This window comes from Kitasatospora sp. NPDC004531, from assembly GCF_053602195.1.
This window is the reverse complement of the sequence record NZ_JBSGDD010000118.1, coordinates 1-18,280: the sequence shown is the minus strand read 5'-3', so window position 1 is coordinate 18,280 and position 18,280 is coordinate 1. Positions and strand designations below refer to the sequence as shown.

16 protein-coding genes are annotated in these 18,280 nt (G+C 72.5%); 8 read left to right on the top strand and 8 right to left on the bottom strand.

Going from position 1 to position 18,280, the window contains the following annotated elements; translation table 11 throughout:
• Positions 1-153: 153 nt before the first annotated feature.
• Positions 154-1,254, top strand: coding sequence for a 23S rRNA (adenine(2503)-C(2))-methyltransferase RlmN (gene rlmN, locus ACWEMJ_RS30740; protein ID WP_452140405.1), 1,101 nt, complete (start codon positions 154-156; stop codon positions 1,252-1,254).
• Positions 1,255-1,317: 63 nt separating this feature from the next.
• Here rlmN and ACWEMJ_RS30735 read toward each other — a convergent pair whose 3' ends face one another.
• The 4 genes from ACWEMJ_RS30735 to ACWEMJ_RS30720 form a co-directional block, all read right to left on the bottom strand.
• Positions 1,318-2,457: a hypothetical protein gene (locus ACWEMJ_RS30735; protein WP_452140404.1), complete on the bottom strand. Its 1,140-nt coding sequence runs from the start codon at positions 2,455-2,457 to the stop codon at positions 1,318-1,320.
• Positions 2,458-2,467: 10 nt separating this feature from the next.
• Positions 2,468-3,175 carry an ABC transporter ATP-binding protein gene (locus tag ACWEMJ_RS30730; protein ID WP_452140403.1) on the bottom strand — a complete coding sequence of 236 codons (708 nt, stop codon included), beginning with the start codon at positions 3,173-3,175 and terminating at the stop codon, positions 2,468-2,470.
• A gap of 225 nt (positions 3,176-3,400) precedes the next feature.
• Positions 3,401-4,795, bottom strand: a complete 1,395-nt coding sequence (locus ACWEMJ_RS30725; RefSeq protein WP_452140402.1) for an aspartate aminotransferase family protein — start codon at positions 4,793-4,795, stop codon at positions 3,401-3,403.
• The gene (locus ACWEMJ_RS30720) at positions 4,792-5,265 is read right to left on the bottom strand and encodes an Lrp/AsnC family transcriptional regulator (protein ID WP_014138339.1); all 474 of its coding nucleotides are present in this window, start codon (positions 5,263-5,265) and stop codon (positions 4,792-4,794) included. Before ACWEMJ_RS30720 ends, ACWEMJ_RS30725 begins: the two co-directional genes overlap by 4 nt.
• 266 nt (positions 5,266-5,531) lie before the next feature.
• On the opposite strand from ACWEMJ_RS30720, the gene ACWEMJ_RS30715 reads away from it, so the two are divergent.
• The 3 genes from ACWEMJ_RS30715 (at position 5,532) to ACWEMJ_RS30705 (ending at position 9,352) form a co-directional block, all read left to right on the top strand.
• Complete coding sequence (locus ACWEMJ_RS30715; protein WP_452140401.1) at positions 5,532-6,977, top strand: gamma-aminobutyraldehyde dehydrogenase; 1,446 nt, start codon at positions 5,532-5,534, stop codon at positions 6,975-6,977.
• A 180-nt stretch (positions 6,978-7,157) separates the two neighbouring features.
• Positions 7,158-8,516: an aminotransferase class III-fold pyridoxal phosphate-dependent enzyme gene (locus ACWEMJ_RS30710; RefSeq protein ID WP_452140400.1), complete on the top strand. Its 1,359-nt coding sequence runs from the start codon at positions 7,158-7,160 to the stop codon at positions 8,514-8,516.
• Between the two features lie 158 nt (positions 8,517-8,674).
• Positions 8,675-9,352, top strand: coding sequence for a hypothetical protein (locus tag ACWEMJ_RS30705; protein ID WP_452140399.1), 678 nt, complete (start codon positions 8,675-8,677; stop codon positions 9,350-9,352).
• Positions 9,353-9,374: 22 nt separating this feature from the next.
• Here the strand turns inward: ACWEMJ_RS30705 and ACWEMJ_RS30700 are convergent, their stop codons facing one another.
• Entirely contained in the window at positions 9,375-11,021 is a 1,647-nt protein-coding gene (locus ACWEMJ_RS30700; protein ID WP_452140398.1) for a PucR family transcriptional regulator, read from the bottom strand.
• A 185-nt stretch (positions 11,022-11,206) separates the two neighbouring features.
• Here ACWEMJ_RS30700 and ACWEMJ_RS30695 point away from each other — a divergent pair, with 185 nt between their 5' ends.
• From ACWEMJ_RS30695 to ACWEMJ_RS30680, 4 genes are all read left to right on the top strand, one after another.
• Positions 11,207-12,721 (top strand): gamma-aminobutyraldehyde dehydrogenase, encoded by a 1,515-nt coding sequence (locus ACWEMJ_RS30695; protein ID WP_452140397.1) that lies wholly within the window; start codon positions 11,207-11,209, stop codon positions 12,719-12,721.
• Between the two features lie 124 nt (positions 12,722-12,845).
• Positions 12,846-13,274: a hypothetical protein gene (locus ACWEMJ_RS30690; protein ID WP_452140396.1), complete on the top strand. Its 429-nt coding sequence runs from the start codon at positions 12,846-12,848 to the stop codon at positions 13,272-13,274.
• An 18-nt stretch (positions 13,275-13,292) separates the two neighbouring features.
• Positions 13,293-14,024: a hypothetical protein gene (locus ACWEMJ_RS30685; protein WP_452140395.1), complete on the top strand. Its 732-nt coding sequence runs from the start codon at positions 13,293-13,295 to the stop codon at positions 14,022-14,024.
• Positions 14,025-14,130: 106 nt separating this feature from the next.
• Complete coding sequence (locus tag ACWEMJ_RS30680; RefSeq protein WP_452140394.1) at positions 14,131-15,654, top strand: CoA-acylating methylmalonate-semialdehyde dehydrogenase; 1,524 nt, start codon at positions 14,131-14,133, stop codon at positions 15,652-15,654.
• A 55-nt stretch (positions 15,655-15,709) separates the two neighbouring features.
• Here ACWEMJ_RS30680 and ACWEMJ_RS30675 read toward each other — a convergent pair whose 3' ends face one another.
• The 3 genes from ACWEMJ_RS30675 to ACWEMJ_RS30665 are packed head-to-tail and all read right to left on the bottom strand — an operon-like array spanning position 15,710 to position 18,056.
• A complete protein-coding gene (locus tag ACWEMJ_RS30675; RefSeq protein WP_452140393.1) occupies positions 15,710-16,351 on the bottom strand; it encodes a TetR/AcrR family transcriptional regulator in 642 nt (213 codons plus the stop codon).
• Positions 16,352-16,398: 47 nt separating this feature from the next.
• Positions 16,399-17,139 carry a DUF4166 domain-containing protein gene (locus ACWEMJ_RS30670; protein ID WP_452140392.1) on the bottom strand — a complete coding sequence of 247 codons (741 nt, stop codon included), beginning with the start codon at positions 17,137-17,139 and terminating at the stop codon, positions 16,399-16,401.
• Positions 17,136-18,056 (bottom strand): hypothetical protein, encoded by a 921-nt coding sequence (locus tag ACWEMJ_RS30665; RefSeq protein ID WP_452140391.1) that lies wholly within the window; start codon positions 18,054-18,056, stop codon positions 17,136-17,138. Before ACWEMJ_RS30665 ends, ACWEMJ_RS30670 begins: the two co-directional genes overlap by 4 nt.
• Positions 18,057-18,280 lie beyond the last annotated feature (224 nt).

Genomic DNA, 18,280 nt, shown 5'->3' with positions numbered 1-18,280 from the left:
TGTTCGCCAGCGAAGTCATGAAGCGAGATGGTCACGGCCGCGATCTTCTCACGCCCAGCTCCCACGCCGGTGATCCTTTCCGGTCACGGCACTAGGCACCCCGCTCCGGAGCGGGACGGGGTGACTCCCGGCGTCTGCGACACTGGATGGACCATGCCTAAGCCCGGAGAACTGACCTTTGTCGCGCCGCGCGGCGCCAAGCCCCCGCGACACCTTGCCGACCTCAGCCCTGCCGAGCGCAAGGAGGCCGTCGCCGAGCTGGGCGAACAGCCGTTCCGCGCGAAGCAGCTGTCGAACCACTACTTCGGCCGGATGTCGAACGACCCGGAGAGCTGGACGGACATTCCGGCGGCCAGCCGGGGCAGGCTGACCGAGGCGCTGCTGCCCGAGCTGATGTCGGTGGTGCGGCACGTGTCGTGCGACGACGACGAGACTCGCAAGACGCTGTGGAGGCTCTTCGACGGCACGCTGGTCGAGTCGGTGCTGATGCGCTACCCGGACCGGGTGACGATGTGCATCAGCTCGCAGGCCGGCTGCGGCATGAACTGCCCGTTCTGCGCGACCGGCCAGGCCGGTCTGACCCGGAACCTGTCGACCGCCGAGATCGTCGAGCAGATCGCCGCCGGCATGCGCGACCTGAAGTCCGGGTCGGTGCCCGGCGGCGAGGCGCGGCTGTCCAACGTGGTGTTCATGGGCATGGGCGAGCCGCTGGCGAACTACAACCGGGTGCTGTCGGCGATCCGCCGCCTCACCGACCCGGCGCCGGACGGCTTCGGGCTCTCCCAACGTGGCATCACGGTCTCCACCGTCGGCCTGGTCCCGGCCATGCACCGGTTCGCGGACGAGGGCCTGAGCTGCCGCCTGGCGCTGTCGCTGCACGCCCCGGACGACGAGCTGCGCGACGAGCTGGTCCCGGTCAACACCCGGTGGAAGGTCGCCGAGGTGCTGGACGCCGCCTGGAACTACGCGGAGAAGTCCGGCCGCCGGGTGTCCATCGAGTACGCGCTGATCAAGGACATCAACGACCAGGCGTGGCGGGCCGACCTGCTCGGCCGGCTGATCAAGAACCAGCGGGTGCACGTCAACCTGATCCCGCTCAACCCGACGCCGGGCTCGAAGTGGACGGCCTCCCGCCCCGAGGACGAGCGCGAGTTCGTCCGCCGGCTGCAGGCGCACGGCGTGCCGACCACCGTCCGCGACACCCGCGGGCAGGAGATCGACGGTGCCTGCGGTCAGCTGGCCGCGGCGGGCTGAGGCCCCCCGACGTTCCCGGACTCCCCGGTGGCTCCCGCGAGGGAACCGCCGGGGAGTTCTGCGTCAGCGCAGCGGGCAGAGCGCCAGCGTCAGGCCGCCGGTGACCAGCAGGACGGTGCCGGCGGCCAGGGCGCGCAGGGCGAGGGTGCCGGTGAGCAGGCCGGGCGGGGTGCCGACGCGGTCCAGGGCGGCGAGGGTGGGGCGGCGTTCGGCGCGCAGCTCCAGCAGGCGGGCGGCGAGCGCGGCGACGGCGCAGGCCAGTACCAGCAGGCCCTCGACCAGGGTCAGCGCGGGGACGTCGTCACCGGCCCGGGCCCAGTCGCGGCCGGCCACCAGCAGCAGGGCGGCGATCGCGGTGAGCACGGCCAGCGGCGTGCCGAGCCGGGGCGCCTGCGCGGTGAGCGCGCGGCCGGCCAGCAGGCGCATCGGCGCGGGCCGGCGGACCGCCATCAGCCGCCCGGCGAGCGCCAGCAGCGGGCCGGTCCACAGGGCGAGCGCGAGCGCGGTCAGTGTCCAGCCGGCCAGCAGGGCGGGGCTGGTGGCGGGCAGGCCGCCGGGCAGGTCGAGGGTGCGTTCGGCGTCGGTGGCGCCGGGGCGCAGTCCGTACAGTTCGAGGCCGATCCCGGCGAGCAGCACGGGGGCCGGCAGGGCGAGCCGGCGGGCGCTCCAGCCGGCCCGGGCGGGTTCGGCGGGGCGGCCCGGCAGGGTGTCGGGGAGGCGGACGGAGAGGGCCGCGCCGAGGCCGGCGACCAGCGTGGGGACGGCGAGCAGCGCGACCGGCGCGGCGGCGGGCAGTGGGACGCCCAGGCCGAGGTCGGCGGCGAGCGAGGGCCCGGCGATGTCGTTGCGCAGCACCAGGAAGAGCAGCAGGGTGAGGCCGGAGCCGAGGGCGCAGGCGAGGGCGGTCTCGCCGGCGATCAGCAGCCGGATCCGCCCCGGTCCGGCGCCGGCGGCGGTGAGACCGGTGATCCGCTCGGGGTGCTGGGCGGGAACGGCGCGGGCGGTGACCGCGGCGAACCAGGCGACGGCGGCCAGCGGGGGCAGGCACCACAGCAGCCGGTCGGTGCCGCCGGCGGGCTCGGCGAGGGCCCGGCCGAGGGCGCGCAGCAGGAAGGCGGCGACCACGGCGGCGGCGCCGGCGGTGAGCAGCCAGCGGAGCAGGTCGAGGGCGCGGTAGCCGCGGGCGAGTCCGAGGTAGTACACGTCGGCCCTCTCAGCGCCCGGCGGGAACGGTGGCGGGCTCGGCCGTGACGCGGCCGTCGACCAGCTGGACGGTGCGGTCGGCGAAGCGGGCGAGCTCCGGGTCGTGGGTGGCGAGGACCAGCGTCAGGTGGTGGGAGCGGGCGGCGCTGGTCAGTATCCGCAGGACCTGCTCGCGGGCGTCGCGGTGCAGCGGTGCGGTGGGGTCGTCGGCGAAGACGACGGGCGGCTCGGGGGCGAGGGCGCGGGCGACGGCGATCCGCTGCCGGCGGTCCTGCGGGAGGTCGGCGGGCCGGAGCTTGGCGGCGTCGGCGACATCGAGGCGTTCGAGCCATTCGGTGGCGGCGCGGTGGGCGGCGCGGTAGCCGGCGCCGGCCAGCAGCAGCGGCAGGGCGACGTTCTCACGGGCGGTCAGTTCCGGTACCAGGTGCGGTTCCGGGCCGACCCAGCCGAAGCGTTCGCGGCGCAGCCGTTCGCGTCCGGCCCGGCCGAGGGTGTGCACGGGGGAGCTGTGGAACCAGACCTCGCCCTCGTCGACCGGGAGCTGGGCGGACAGGCAGCCGAGCAGGGTGGACTTGCCGGAGCCGCGCGGGCCGGTGACGGCGAGCATCTCGCCCTCGCGGATGCGGAGGGAGACGCCGCGCAGCGCGGGGGTGCCGTCATGGGACTTGACGATCCCTCGGGCCCAGAGCACGTCGTTGTCGGGCGGGGCCGATGACATGTGATCCATCCAGGTGCCGACGGGGATATGACAGTCGTCAGATTAGAACGATCGGACGGCCGTGCGGGTGCGCCGCACTGGCCCGAACAGGGAGGAACCACCGCGAATGCGGCGTGTTGGACGAAGATTCGTCGGTTCCGTCCTGCGGGAACGCCGAAGGGCGGTCCCGACGGTGAGGAGTCGGGGCCGCCCTTCGGTGGAGGGTGGGGCAGAAAGCTCAGCGAATCAGATCTTCGCCCACGCGTCGGTCAGGCTGGTCCGCAGGATCTGCTCGATCTCGTCGAAGGTCTTCTGGTCCGAGATCAGCGGCGGGGCCAGCTGGATGACCGGGTCGCCACGGTCGTCGGCGCGGCAGTACAGGCCGTTGTCGAACAGGGCCTTCGACAGGAAGCCGTACAGGACGCGCTCGACCTCTTCGTCGTTGAACGACTCCTTGGTGACCTTGTCCTTCACGAGCTCGATGCCGTAGAAGTATCCGTTGCCGCGGACGTCGCCGACGATCGGCAGGTCGCGCAGCTTGTCCAGGGTGCCCAGGAACGCGGGCTCGTTGTCGAGGACGTGCTGGTTCAGGCCCTCGCGCTCGAAGATGTCGAGGTTGGCCAGCGCCACCGCGGAGGAGACCGGGTGGCCACCGAAGGTGTAGCCGTGCAGGAAGGTGTTGTCACCCTTGTAGAACGGCTCGGCCAGGCGGTCCGAGATGATCGTGGCGCCGATCGGGGAGTAGCCCGAGGTCATGCCCTTGGCGCAGGTGATCATGTCGGGCTGGTAGCCGAACTTGTCGGCGCCGAACATGGTGCCCAGGCGGCCGAAGGCGCAGATGACCTCGTCCGAGACCAGCAGCACGTCGTGGCGGTCGCAGATCTCGCGCAGGCGCTGGAAGTACCCGGGCGGCGGCGGGAAGCAGCCGCCGGCGTTCTGCACCGGCTCGACGAAGACGGCGGCGACGGTCTCGGGGCCCTCGAAGAGGATGGCCTGCTCGATCTCGTCGGCGGCCCAGCGGCCGTAGGCCTCCGGGTCGACGGTGCCGTCGGGGCCCGCCAGGAAGGACGGGGCGCGGTAGATGTTGGTGTTCGGGGCCTTGTGGGTGCCCGGCACCAGCGGCTCGAACGGGGCCTTCAGGCCCGGCAGGCCGGTGATCGACAGGGCGCCCTGCGGGGTGCCGTGGTAGGCGACCGCGCGGGAGATGACCTTGTACTTGGTCGGCTTGCCGGTCAGCTTGAAGTACTGCTTGGCGAGCTTCCACGCGGTCTCGACGGCCTCGCCGCCACCGGTGGAGAAGAAGACCTTGTTCAGGTCGCCCGGGGCGTAGTTCGCCAGGCGCTCGGCCAGCTCGACGGCCTTCGGGTGGGCGTAGCTCCACACCGGGAAGAAGGCGAGCTCCTTGGCCTGCTTGGCAGCGGCCTCGGCCAGCTCCTCGCGGCCGTGGCCGGCCTGGACGACGAACAGGCCGGCGAGCCCGTCGAGGTACTTGCGTCCCTTGTCGTCCCAGACGTAGGTGCCTTCGCCCCTGACGATCGTCGGCACGGGGGAGTTCTCGTACGACGACATGCGGGTGAAGTGCATCCACAGGTGGTCGTAGGCGGTCTTGGAAAGGTCCTTCTGCGCCGGCTCGGCTGTCATCGGGTGCCCCAGGTGTAGGTCTGTTTCCGGAGCTTCAGGTAAACGAAGCTCTCGGTGCTCCGCACGCCGGGAAGCGAGCGGATGCGCTTGTTGATCAGTTCGAGGAGGTGCTCGTCGTCCTCGCACACCAGCTCTGCGAGGAGGTCGAACGAACCCGCGGTGCAGACCACGTAGTCGACCTCGTCGAACGCGGCCAGCGCGTCCGCGACCGGCTCGATGTCGCCCTCGACCCGGATGCCCACCATCGCCTGGCGGGTGAAGCCGACGGTGAGGGGATCGGTCACGGCGACGATCTGCATCACGCCCTGGTCGAGCAGCTTCTGGACGCGCTGCCGGACGGCCGCCTCGGACAGGCCCACGGCCTTGCCGATGGCGGCGTACGGACGGCGCCCGTCCTCCTGGAGTTGCTCGATGATCGCCTTGGAGGCGGCGTCGAGGGGAACGCTGGCGTTCCGGTCACGGTTGGCCACGCCGACACTGTGCCCCACGAGCGAAGGAATCGCAAGCGATGGTTCTGCTGATTTCGTCGTCGTTTCGATGATCAAGAACGGAATGCGTGGCACTTCGAGCGGGGTTATGTCGATTACAGCAGTGTCGGAGGTAGTCTGGCTACGTACACGCGCGAGCGTGCACACCGCCGATCGTGGCTTGTCGCTGACATGCTGTGTCTGCCCCGCGCCGGAGTAACCTGGCGCGCGTGGCTGCAACGACGCAGGCCCAGACCGAGGAGAGACCCGTGAGCGAGCTTCGCACGCTGCGCAACTACATCAACGGTGAGTTCGTCGACGCGGCGGACGGCCGCACGCTCGACATCGTCGACCCGACCACGGGCGAGGTGTACGCGACCTCCCCGCTGTCCGGTGCCTCCGACGTGGACGCCGCGATGGCCGCCGCTGCCGCCGCCTTCCCGATCTGGCGCGACTCCACCCCGTCCACCCGGCAGAAGCTGCTGCTCAAGATCGCCGACGCGGTCGAGGCCCGGGCCGACGAGATCGTCGACGCCGAGGTGCGCAACACCGGCAAGCCGCGCGCGCTGACGCTCTCCGAGGAGATCGGCCCGATGGTCGACCAGCTGCGCTTCTTCGCCGGCGCCGCCCGCCTGCTGGAGGGCAAGGCCGCGGGCGAGTACATGGACGGCATGACCTCGATCGTCCGCCGCGAGCCGGTCGGCGTCTGCGCGCAGGTCGCGCCGTGGAACTACCCGATGATGATGGCCGTCTGGAAGTTCGCCCCGGCGATCGCCGCCGGCAACGCCGTCGTGCTCAAGCCGTCGGACACCACCCCCGCCTCCACCGTGCTGCTCGCCGAGATCATCGGCGGCGTGCTCAAGGAGATGGAGCTGCCGGCCGGCATCTTCAACGTCATCTGCGGCGACCGCGAGACCGGCCGCCTGATGGTCGAGCACCGCACCCCGGCGATGGCCTCCATCACCGGCTCGGTCCGGGCCGGCATGCAGGTCGCCGAGTCCGCCGCGAAGGACGTCAAGCGCGTCCACCTGGAGCTCGGCGGCAAGGCCCCGGTCGTGGTCTTCGAGGACGCCGACATCGCCGAGGCCGTCGAGGGCATCTCGGTGGCCGGCTACTTCAACGCCGGCCAGGACTGCACCGCCGCCACCCGCGTGCTGGTGCACGAGTCGATCCACGACGCGTTCGTCGAGGCGCTCGCCAAGGCCGCCAAGGACACCAAGACCGGTGGCGTGGACGACGAGGACGTGCTCTACGGCCCGCTGAACAACGCCAACCAGCTGAAGCAGGTCAGCGGCTTCATCGAGCGCCTGCCCGCGCACGCCAAGGTCGAGGCCGGCGGTCACCAGGTCGGCGAGGTCGGCTACTTCTACGCGCCGACCGTGGTCTCCGGCCTGAACCAGGACGACGAGATCATCCAGAACGAGGTCTTCGGCCCGGTCATCACCGTGCAGAAGTTCACCGACGAGGAGCAGGCCGTCGAGTACGCGAACGGCGTCGAGTTCGCCCTCGCCTCCTCGGTGTGGACCAAGGACCACGCCCGCGCGATGCGGATGTCCCGCCGCCTGGACTTCGGCGCGGTGTGGATCAACACCCACATCCCGCTGGTCGCCGAGATGCCGCACGGCGGCTTCAAGAAGTCCGGCTACGGCAAGGACCTGTCCTCCTACGGCTTCGAGGACTACACCCGGATCAAGCACGTCATGACCGCGATCTGAGTCGCGTAGCGGACGCAGCAGGGGCGCGGGGAACTGAGCCTTCGATCGTCGCTCTTCGTGAGCGGGTGGTCGGGCGCGCAGTTCCCCGCGCCCCTGGGTTTTCACCCTGTCAGGGAGACGTAAAGCTCCCGTGACACGATGAAGCTGCCCGGGCCGGGAGCCGCTCCCTACGCTGGGCCCATGAGTACTCCCACCGCTGACTCGGTCGCCGGGCAGGCCGTCAAGGCCGCCGACCGCGCGCACGTCTTCCACTCGTGGTCCGCCCAGGCGCTGATCGACCCCCTCGCGGTGGCCGGTGCCGAGGGCTCGTACTTCTGGGACTACGACGGCAACCGCTACCTGGACTTCTCCTCGCAGCTGGTGAACACCAACATCGGCCACCAGCACCCGAAGGTGGTCGCCGCGATCCAGGCGAAGGCCGCCCGGCTGTGCACCATCGCCCCCGGCTTCGCCGAGGAGTCGCGCAGCGAGGCCGCCCGGCTGATCGCCGAGCGCACCCCCGGCGACCTGGACAAGATCTTCTTCACCAACGGCGGCGCCGAGGCGAACGAGAACGCGATCCGGATGGCGCGGCTGCACACCGGCCGGCACAAGGTGCTCTCCACCTACCGCTCGTACCACGGCGCCACCGCCAACGCGATCACCCTGACCGGCGACCCGCGCCGCTGGGCGAACGAGACCGGCGTCTCCGGCATCGTGCACTTCTGGGGCCCGTACGCGTACCGGTCGAACTTCCACGCCGAGAACGAGGCGCAGGAGTGCGAGCGGGCGCTGGCGCACCTGGAGCAGACCATCGCGTTCGAGGGCCCCGGCACCGTCGCCGCGATCATCCTGGAGACCGTGGTCGGCACCGCCGGCATCCTGGTGCCGCCGGCCGGGTACCTGGCGGGCGTCCGGGAGATCTGCGACAAGTACGGGATCGTCTTCATCCTCGACGAGGTGATGGCCGGCTTCGGCCGCACCGGCGAATGGTTCGCCGCCGACCACTGGGGCATCACCCCCGACCTGCTGACCTTCGCCAAGGGCGTCAACTCCGGCTACCTGCCGCTCGGCGGCGTGGCGATCTCCGGTGCGATCGCCGAGACCTTCGCCCAGCGGGCCTTCCCCGGCGGCCTCACCTACTCCGGCCACCCGCTGGCCTGCGCCTCCGCGGTCGCCACCATCAACGCGATGGCGGAGGAGGGCATCGTCGAGCACGCCAAGCACATCGGCGAGACGGTGCTCGGCCCCGGCCTGCGCGAACTGGCGGAGCGCCACCCCTCGATCGGCGAGGTCCGCGGCCTCGGCGTGTTCTGGGCGCTCGACCTGGTCAAGAACCGCGAGACCCGCGAGCCGCTGGTGCCCTACAACGCGGCCGGCGCCGACAACGCCCCGATCGCCCAGCTCGCCGCCGCCTGCAAGCAGCGCGGCCTGTGGCCGTTCACCAACATGAACCGCCTCCACGTGGTCCCGCCCTGCAACATCAGCGAGGAGGACGCCAAGACCGGCCTCGCGGTGCTGGACGAGGTGCTCACCCTGGCGGACGCGCACACCGTCTGACGATCCTTCGCACGTCCTCTCATGGGGCCTCGGGCGGTTCTGCCCGGGGCTCCATGATCTTTTTGGTGAACCGATCAGTACGATGATCCGCTGGCTGGAGAGCAGGGGAACCAGCACGGGGGTGCCGGATTCGGCACGCGGATCACGGAGGCCTTCGGGTGACAGGCGGTCAGTACCACGACGGCGCGGGCCACCACCAGCAGCGGTACACCGCGATGCCGCAGGTGTACGAGCCGCGTCCGCTCGGCGGCGGCTCCCACCTGCCGCTGGTGGTCCCGCACCTGGCACCCGGCGAGCGGGTGCACGCCCTGGTCGACATCCGGCTCAGCGACCTGCTCCGGCGAGTGCCGCGCCGCTACCGGCGCAAGGAGCGGGACGGCCTGTTCAGGACGCTGGGGTTCCTGTTCGACATGGCCGGCGTGATCGCCGAGGCGGTCGAGGAGGCCGTCGGCGGCTTCTTCCGCAACTTCCGGCGGATCTTCCGCGGCCGAGGCCTGTCCGGAGGCTGGGAGAGCCTGGCCGGCCGGTTCGCCATCCAGGTGCTGACCGGGGGGCGGGCCTCCGAGAGGTACGAGAACCACAGCGCCATGCTGGTGTTCACCGACCACCGGATCCTGCTCGGCACCGCACTGCTCAAGGAGTACCTTCCGTTCGGCGAGACCCCGCGCGGCGAGCTCGTCAGGATCGAGCCGCGGAACGGTTTCTGGTCCAGCCGGGTCGAGGCGTACTTCTCGGACGGGTCCCGGGTGGCGCTCGGCATCAGCGACCAGCGGGACATCGACGCCCTGGAAGCGCTGCTCCGCGGCCAGGTCCCGCCGCCCAGGCAGGGCGACTGACCGCCGCGCCGACGGCGCCGCGTCAGCGGCGCACCGCGTCCAGGGCCAGCAGGGCGACGTGGAGCGAGAGGCAGGACTCGACCTGGTCGAGGTCGATGCCGAGGATGCGTTCGACCTTGTGCAGGCGGTCGTAGAAGGACGGGCGGGAGAGGTGGGCGGCGTCGGCGGCGGCGGACTTGTTGCGGCCCTGTTCGAGGTAGATGCGGAGCATGTGGACGAGTTGGCCGCCGTGCTCGGCGTCGTGGGCGAGGAGCGGGCCGAGTTCGCGTTCGACGTAGGTCTGCAGGCGTTCGTCGTCGCGGAGCAGGTGGAGCAGGCCGCGCAGGCGGACGTCGGGGAGGCGGTAGTAGGCGGCGCGGCTGCCGGGGGCGTCGTGCAGGGCGGCGTCGGCGACCTGGGTGGCTTCCAGCAGGGTGCGGCGGGCGTCGCGGACCGAGCCGACGGAGGAGCCGACCGCTATCACCGGCTCGGCGGTCGCGCCGTCCCGGCCGGCGTCGGCGGAGAGCCGGCGCAGGGCCGCCGCGAAGGCCTCCAGGGAGGTGTGCTCGTCCTGCTGGGAGCCGAGCGCGACCAGCACGCCGACGCCCTCGTCGTCCAGCGCGCCGACCAGCGCGGACAGGCGGGCGGAGCGGATCGCGGTGGCCGCGAGTTCGGTGAAGTCGCGCAGCCGGGCCTGCGCCTCCAGCGCGGCGGGCAGCGGGCCCTGACGCTGCCGCAGCACCACGCCGACCAGGCGGCGGCCCTCCAGTGGGACGCCCAGGGCCTGGGCGCGCAGCGACACCTCGGAGACGGTGAGCGCGTGGGTGAGGATGCCGGACAGCAGGGTGCGGTGGGTCTGCCGCTCCAGCGACTCGCGGTCGCGCACCACCAGCCGGTTCAGCGCGAGGGTGGCCGCGCCGCGCTCCAGCAGCATCGCGTGCGGGTGCGGGACGTCCGGCGGGCGCGGCGCGGGCTCGTCGACCAGCACCAGGCGGCCCCAGTCCTGGCCGCGGGCGCCGACCGTGGTCACCAGCCAGCCCGAGCGCGGGTCGTAGCCGGTGCGGCCGGGCGGGTTGACGCCGCGTGAGCGGTGCTCCCAGTTCTCCAGCAGCTCGTGCTCGCCACGGCCGGCCGTGTCGTGCGCCAGCACCTGGTGCGCCAGGTTCTCCAGCACCACCGGCGCGCCCGCCATCCGGGCCACCTGCCGGACCACCTCGGCGGGTTCCGCGCCCTCGGTGGCCAGCTCGTTGAAGACCTGGTGCACCGCCTCGGACACCCGCAGCTGCTCCAGCTGCGCGTTCACCACCAGGGCGTGCACCGCCTCGGTGACGGCGACGAACTTCAGCTCGCGGCGCAGCGCCACCAGCGGCAGGTTGTGCCGCTCGGCGGCCGCCACCAGGGCCCGGGGCAGCGAGTCGAAGTAGCGCCGGCCGAACTCGATCACCAGCCCGGCCACCCCGACCTCGGCCAGCTCCCGCACGTAGCGGGCCAGGCCCTCGCGGTCCTCGGGCAGCGCGATGCCGGTGGACAGCACCAGCTCGCCGCCGCGCAGCAGCCCCGCGAGGTCCGGCAGCTCGCTGACGTGCACCCAGCGCACCGGCCGTTCCAGGGCGGAGGCGCCGGCCACCACCTGGGGCAGGCCGCGCCGCATCACGTCGAGATCGAGTACGTGGGCGACGGTGGGCAGCATCGCGGACACCTCCAGGGGTTCTCAGAGTGTCAAGTGAATCACGCCCCGCCGCGACGCACTGTCAGCCCCGGTGAAGCCTTGCAGCCTGTAAGGCCTCCCCTCGCGGGCCTTGCTGAGTGACCCTTGCCCCGGGCACCCGAACCGAGGCATCGTCGGCCGGGTCGAGTAGGCAATGGAGGCAACTCATGGACCTGACCAGCTTCAATGACGGCGCGCAGTACCTCGCGGGCCGGCTGACCCGGGGCTCCGGCGGCGAACCGTTCGACGTGGTCAACCCCGCCGACGGCAGCACCGTCCAGCAGGTCGAGCTCGCCACCGCCGCCGACGTCGACGCGGCCGTGGCCGCCGCCCGGGCCGCGCTGCCCGAGTGGTCCGGCGCCACCCCCGGCGCCCGCTCCGAGGCGCTGAACCGGCTGGCCGGGATCCTCGGCGAGCGGGCCGGGCAGTTCGCCCGGGTGGAGACCGCGCAGACCGGCAAGCCGATCAAGCTGTCCACCGAGTTCGACGTCCCCGGCACCATCGACAACACCGCGTTCTTCGCCGGCGCCGCCCGCAACCTCGAAGGCAAGGCCGCCGGCGAGTACAGCGGCGACCACACCTCGTACGTCCGCCGCGAGGCGATCGGCGTGGTCGGCAGCATCGCGCCGTGGAACTACCCGCTGCAGATGGCCGCCTGGAAGGTCCTCCCGGCCATCGCCGCCGGCAACACCATCGTCCTCAAGCCCGCCGAGCTCACCCCGCTCACCTCGCTGATGTTCGCCCAGGCCTGCACCGACGCCGGCATCCCCGACGGCGTCGTCAACGTCGTCACCGGCGCCGGACGCACCGCCGGCGAGCACCTGATCGGCCACCCCGACGTCGCCATGGTGTCCTTCACCGGCTCCACCGCCGTCGGCAAGCGGGTCGCCGAGATCGCCACCGCCACCGTCAAGCGCACCCACCTCGAACTCGGCGGCAAGGCCCCGTTCGTGGTCTTCGACGACGCCGACCTGGACGCCGCCGTGCACGGCGCCGTCGCCGCCTCGCTGATCAACAGCGGCCAGGACTGCACCGCCGCGACCCGCGCCTACGTCCAGCGCCCGCTGTACGACGCCTTCGTGGCCGGCGTCGCCGAGCTGTACGCCGCGATCCGCCTCGGCGACCCGATGAACCCGCAGACCGACATGGGCCCGCTGGTCTCCTTCACCCACCGCGACCGAGTGGCCGGCTTCGTCGAACGCGCCCGCTCCTACGCCACCGTCGTCACCGGCGGCCCCGCGGAGGGCAAGGGCCACGACGGACACGACCTGTCGCTCGGCGCGTACTACCGCCCGACCCTGATCACCGGCGCCGCCCAGGACAGCGAGGTCGTCCAGGGCGAGATCTTCGGCCCCGTGCTCGTCGTGCTCCCCTTCGACCGCGACGAGGAGGGCCTGCGGCTCGCCAACGACACCCCCTACGGCCTCGCCGCCTCCGCCTGGACCCGCGACATCCACCGCTCGCTGCGCGCCACCCGGGAGATCGCCGCCGGCTGCGTCTGGGTCAACGACCACATCCCGATCATCAGCGAGATGCCGCACGGCGGGTACAAGGCGTCCGGCTACGGCAAGGACATGTCGCAGTACTCGCTGGACGAGTACACGCAGGTCAAGCACGTCATGTTCGACACCACCGCGGTCGCCCGCAAGGACTGGCACCGCACCGTCTTCGGCGACCGCTGACGGCTGCACCCCCGGCGCGCTTCTCCCGGCTCCGACCCGTGTAAGAGAACGCCGCCGCCCCGCTCTCCCCGGTGACGGCAGCAGGCACCCCGCCCGTTGCCCGTCGCCCGGAGAGGAACCGCACGTGAGCACCACCCGTCACCCCACCGCCCTGCACTGGCTGGCCGACGCCGCCCCCGACCCCGTCCACTGCCGGCGCGCCTGGGAACGCACCGGCCTCGCCCTGCTCCCCGCCGGCCGCCGCTGGGACGTGCTGCACGCGCCCGGCCCGCTCGGCCGGCCCGCCGCCGCGCTGCTCGACCGGCCCGGCGGCGGGCCCGTCCTGGAGGACCCGGCCGGCGACACCGTCGGCTTCCTCGTCCCCGTGGGCACCGCCGAGCGGTGGGTCGGCACCGGCATCCGGCGCTCCGGCGACGGCACCTGGGTCGCCGTCCCGCACCCCGACCGGGCCGGCTGGCTGATCCCGCCGCACCGCACCGGACGGCTGGTCGACCCCGCCGCCCTCGAACTCGCCCTGCACGACGCCGCCGCCCACCTGCGCTGCCCGCGCTGAACGGCACAGACTGTCCCCATGGACACCCGCACCGCCGACCCCGGGCCGCCCGCCCGCGACCCGCACCCCGACCGCACCCGGCTGCTCACCGACGCCCAGCCGTACTGCCTGCGGCACGGGCTCGCGCTGGCCGGCGCCGACGCACTGCGCCTGCACGGCCTGCCCGTCCGGCTGCGCGGCGCCGACCTGGTGCTGGTCTGCGCCGACGGCCCGCCGCTGGCCGACCTCGCCGCCGGGCTCGCCGAGACCCTGCGCGCCGCCGGCCACCGCGCCGAAGGCCCGCCCGGAACCGCCCGCCGCCGTCAACTCACCGTCGGGGAAGGTGAATTCACGATCCGTGTCGAACTGCGCCGGGAGCCACTCACCCACCCGCCGGTGCTGCTGGAGGACGCCCCCGTCCCGGTCGCCGCACTGGAGGACGCCGCCGCGCTCGCCGTGCTCGCCCTGTGCGAACGCGCCCTGCCCGCCGACCTGTTCACCGTGCACGCCCTCACCGCCCGGCTGCGCGAAGGCCGACTCCTGGCGCTGGCGGGCGCGTTCGACGAGGAGTTCACCGCCGGCGTGCTCGCCGAGCGGCTGGAGAGCGCCGCCGCGCCGCTGCCGTCCGGCGCCGACGACGTCCGGCAGTGGGCCGAGAGCTGGGCGCAGGACCTGAGGCTCGACCTGCTGGAGACCACCGAACTCGCCGACGGGCTGCACGACCCGTACCTCGACCACCTCGACGCCGAGGACACTCCCGACGACCTGTAAGGGTGAATCGCGCTTCCCCGTCAGGGTGCTCGTTGAGCGGGCCACGGCTGCCGCGCAGACTGGAGAACGAGCGCGGGACATCCGTGGACATCGGAGGCAGAGACCCTTGAGCAAGCACATCACGCACTGGATCGGCGGCCAGTCCGTCGCCACCGCCGGAACCGCGCCCCGCCGCGGCGACATCCACGACCCGGCCACCGGCCAGGTCACCGGCCAGGTCGACTTCGCTGAGATCGCCGAGGTCGACCAGGCGGTCGCCGCCGCCGCCCAGGCCTTCACCTCCTGGCGCAAGGCGTCCATCGCCAGGCGCACCCAGGTGCTGTTCAACTTCCGCGAGCTGTTCAACGCCCGCAAGGACGAACTCGCCGCGATCATCGTCTCCGAGCACGGCAAGGTGCACTCCGACGCCCTCGGCGAGCTCGCCCGCGGCCAGGAGGTCGTCGAGTACGCCTGCGGCATCCCGCAGCTGCTCAAGGGCGGCTTCACCGAGCAGGCCTCCACCGGCGTCGACGTCTACTCGATCCGCCAGCCGCTCGGCCCGGTCGCCATCATCTCGCCGTTCAACTTCCCGGCCATGGTGCCGATGTGGTTCTTCCCGATCGCCATCGCGGCCGGCAACACCGTCGTCCTCAAGCCCTCCGAGAAGGACCCGTCCGCCGCCAACTTCCTCGCCGAGCTGTGGAAGGAGGCCGGTCTCCCCGACGGCGTCTTCAACGTCGTCCACGGCGACAAGGTCGCGGTCGACCGCCTGCTGGAGCACCCCGACGTCAAGTCGGTCTCCTTCGTCGGCTCCACCCCCATTGCCCGCTACGTGTACGAGACCGGCACCCGCTACGGCAAGCGCGTGCAGGCCCTCGGCGGCGCCAAGAACCACATGCTGGTGCTGCCCGACGCCGACCTCGACCTGGCCGCCGACGCCGCCATCAATGCCGGCTTCGGCGCGGCCGGCGAGCGCTGCATGGCCGTCTCCGTGCTGGTCGCCGTCGACCCGATCGGCGACGAGCTGGTCGCCAAGATCAAGGAGCGGATGGCCACCCTCAAGGTCGGCCCCGGCTGCAACGGCGACTCCGAGATGGGCCCGCTGGTCACCGGCCAGCACCGCGACAAGGTCACCTCCTACGTCGAGTCCGGCGTGGCCGACGGCGCCGAGCTCGCCGTCGACGGCCGCAAGCACGCCATCGCCGCCGAGGACGCCTCCGGCGCCCCCACCACCGACGGCTTCTGGCTCGGCCCGACCCTGTTCGACCACGTCAAGCCCGGCATGTCCGTCTACAACGACGAGATCTTCGGCCCGATCCTGTCGATCGTCCGCGTCCCCTCCTACGACGAGGGCCTCGAACTGATCAACAACAACCCGTACGGCAACGGCACCGCCATCTTCACCAACGACGGCGGCGCGGCCCGGCGCTTCCAGAACGAGGTCGAGGTCGGCATGGTCGGCATCAACGTGCCGATCCCCGTCCCCGTCGCCTACTACTCCTTCGGCGGCTGGAAGGCCTCGCTGTTCGGCGACAGCCACGCCTACGGCGCCGACGGCGTCCAGTTCTTCACCCGCGGCAAGGCCGTCACCCAGCGCTGGCTCGACCCGTCGCACGGCGGCATCAACCTCGGCTTCCCCACCAACAGCTGAGACCGCGCGCGGTGCGAGGCGAACGGCCGGCCCCTGCCAGGGGCCGGCCGTTCCGCTACCGCGTGCTGCTGTTCTTCACCTGCCGGCGCACCGTCGCCCGGACCGCCCGCGACACCACCGGGCCCAGCCCGTCCACCACCTCGACCAGCACCCCCAGCTGGTCCAGCGCCCCGAACGCCCCCGCCGCGCCCGCAGGATCCACCCCGTCGTACAGCTCCAACCCGACGAACCCGGCCGTCACCGCCTGCGCCAACCCCGTCAGGTCGAGGAACTCCGCCAGCGGATGCCCGGCGAACAACCGGGTCAGGACGGCCTCGATCTCCACCGTCCACAACCGCAGCGCCTCGCCCGACACCTCCGCCAGCTGCGGATAGCCCGTCGCCCCCGCCAGGAACTGGCCCAGCAGCGCGACGTTCCCGTCCTCCCGCTCCCGGGCGTGCAGCTCGTGGCCCACCGTCAACAGCTCGCGCAGCGAACCCACCTGGGCGAACCGCTCCCGGTACCGCTCCAGCCGCAGCCCCGTCTCGCGCAGCGCCGCCGCCGCGAGCAGCCCCTCCACCGTCTTGAAGTGGTAGAACACCAGCGCCTGATTGGCCCCGATCTCGCCGGCGATGCTCCGCGCCGACACCCCCGAGATCCCCTGCCGCTTGAGCGCACTGATCGCCGCATCCATCAACCGCTCACGTGTGTCGCCCATGCGCCGCAGCGTAGCCGCCACCCGCCGACCCCCGTCCCCGCCCACCCCTACATCCGGGAACGCTCGCGCACCGGGCGGACGTGACGCGGGATCCCCTCCGGCCCCACCCGCGGATACTCCGCCGTGAACCAGCCCTGGTACCCCAGCACCAGCCCCACCAGCGGATTGCTCACCCGCACCCGGATCCGGAACCGGCCCGCGTCCTCGTCGAACCACTCGAACAACTCCGCCTGTCCCGTCAACAGCTCGGGCACCATCGGCGCGCCGATCAGCGGCGCCAAGCGGTACGCCCCCGAGGAGATCGACAACCCGCCGCGGGCCGAGACCCCCAGCCGCAGGTCGACCGCCAGATCCTGGTGCGTCCCCAAGTAGTCGACCACCGTCCCCGGCCGCCCCGGCGCCGCCACCATCGTCGCGTCGAACCGCCGGGGCCGGGTGAACTGGAACGTCCGCACGAACGTCACCGTCTCCCGGCCGAAACCGTCCCGGTACGCGTAATTGGCGATGGTGAACGGGATGTTCCGGCCGTGCTCCGGAAACAGCACATTGCGGCGCGCCCCCACGCTCAGCAGCGGGGCCAACAGCCGTGAACCGCGCACCACCCGCTCCATCCGGCCGGTGCCGAGACAGGCGATGCCGTCGGCGCTGGAGAAACCGAAGCGGCGCTGGAGCTGCGGGTGCAGGCGGTCGAAGTCCGGGCCGAGCGCCGCGTGGAAGATCGAGCGGGCGGGCGCGGGCGCGGGGGTGGCGGGGGAGTGGGGCGGGTTTGTGGGGGCGGTGACGGTCATCGCTGGTGCTCCAGGGCTCGTTGTGGGTTCGTGGCGGGGACGGTGCGCTGGTGGACAGCGGTGCTCTGGTCGGCGACGGTGCTGGGGCCGGCGACGGCGCTGGGGCCGGTCGGTGCGGCGAGCGTGCAGAGCAGGCGCGGCGGGCGGGCGGCGGCGCGGCCGCGAGCGTCCGGTCGCGGGCGACGGCGGCAGCGGCGGGCGGCAGGCGTGAGCCGGGAAGGCGGGACGAGCACCGAGGCCCCCAGTACGACGCCCGCCGTGAGCACGCCCGCGACCGGCCGCCCCGTGACCGCCGCGTCCACCACCCCCGCCAGCGCCGCAGCACCCGCCCGGACCGCGACCTCCGCCAGGCCGTGCCACAGCGCCCGCTCCGGCGAGATCCCGTGCTCGGCCCACAGCCGCAACCGGTCGAACGACCACGCCGTCAACCAGCCCACCAGCGGCCGCACTACATGCCGGTCCAGCTGCGCGCCGCCCGGCCAGGACCAGGTGCGGTAGTCGTAGCCCGTGATGAAGGTGACCCGGTCCGCGTCTTCCGGGCGGCTGGGCAGGTAGCGCCAGTACCCCGCCCCTTCCTGCAACGGCGACCAGCCCGAGTCGGCCGCGAACCGCAGCGCACTCACCCGCTGGCCGTCCGCCCGCCAACGTTCCGCCGTGGTTGTCCCGGTCCCCGTCAGCGCCGGCCGGCGGCCGAGCCCCAACCGGTACCGGAAGCCGATCGGTGCCGGCGGTTCCGCCGCCGACCCAGTCGCCGGTCGTCGGCTCGGCAGCGCCAGATAGTCGATCCGGCTGAACCGGGCGTCCCAGCGCTGGTGGTGCCACGGCTGCTGGGTCAGCTCCCAGAGCTTCCCCAGGTCCGTCCGGATCGACAGCTCGACGTAGATCGGCCTGGCCCGGTGCTGCCTCTGAGCAGGCATGACGTCCCCCCTCCGCAGATTTGAGCGATCGCTCAATGCTTGGCGCGGCCATCATGGCAGAGGTTTGAGCGATCGCTCAAGAGCGGCCGGCATCGGGTGGCGGAGGATTGATCCGCGGAGGTGTTTGCACCTGGGGCGGATCCGGCGTAGTGTTCACTGGTCGCTCGGCAGGGAGCACCGGACACGCGGTTCGTGTGGACGGTCCCGGGGCGGCCAATCCCTTG

Excerpts from the sequence above, each read along its gene's own strand:
- rlmN (WP_452140405.1), top strand. The coding sequence starts at position 154 with ATGCCTAAGCCCGGAGAACTGACCTTTGTCGCGCCGCGCGGCGCCAAG.
- ACWEMJ_RS30675 (WP_452140393.1), bottom strand. The coding sequence starts at position 16,351 with ATGGGCGACACACGTGAGCGGTTGATGGATGCGGCGATCAGTGCGCTC.
- ACWEMJ_RS30700 (WP_452140398.1), bottom strand. The coding sequence starts at position 11,021 with ATGCTGCCCACCGTCGCCCACGTACTCGATCTCGACGTGATGCGGCGC.
- ACWEMJ_RS30725 (WP_452140402.1), bottom strand. The coding sequence starts at position 4,795 with ATGACAGCCGAGCCGGCGCAGAAGGACCTTTCCAAGACCGCCTACGAC.
- ACWEMJ_RS30695 (WP_452140397.1), top strand. The coding sequence starts at position 11,207 with ATGGACCTGACCAGCTTCAATGACGGCGCGCAGTACCTCGCGGGCCGG.
- ACWEMJ_RS30665 (WP_452140391.1), bottom strand. The coding sequence starts at position 18,056 with ATGCCTGCTCAGAGGCAGCACCGGGCCAGGCCGATCTACGTCGAGCTG.
- ACWEMJ_RS30685 (WP_452140395.1), top strand. The coding sequence starts at position 13,293 with ATGGACACCCGCACCGCCGACCCCGGGCCGCCCGCCCGCGACCCGCAC.
- ACWEMJ_RS30730 (WP_452140403.1), bottom strand. The coding sequence starts at position 3,175 with ATGTCATCGGCCCCGCCCGACAACGACGTGCTCTGGGCCCGAGGGATC.
- ACWEMJ_RS30710 (WP_452140400.1), top strand. The coding sequence starts at position 7,158 with ATGAGTACTCCCACCGCTGACTCGGTCGCCGGGCAGGCCGTCAAGGCC.
- ACWEMJ_RS30670 (WP_452140392.1), bottom strand. The coding sequence starts at position 17,139 with ATGACCGTCACCGCCCCCACAAACCCGCCCCACTCCCCCGCCACCCCC.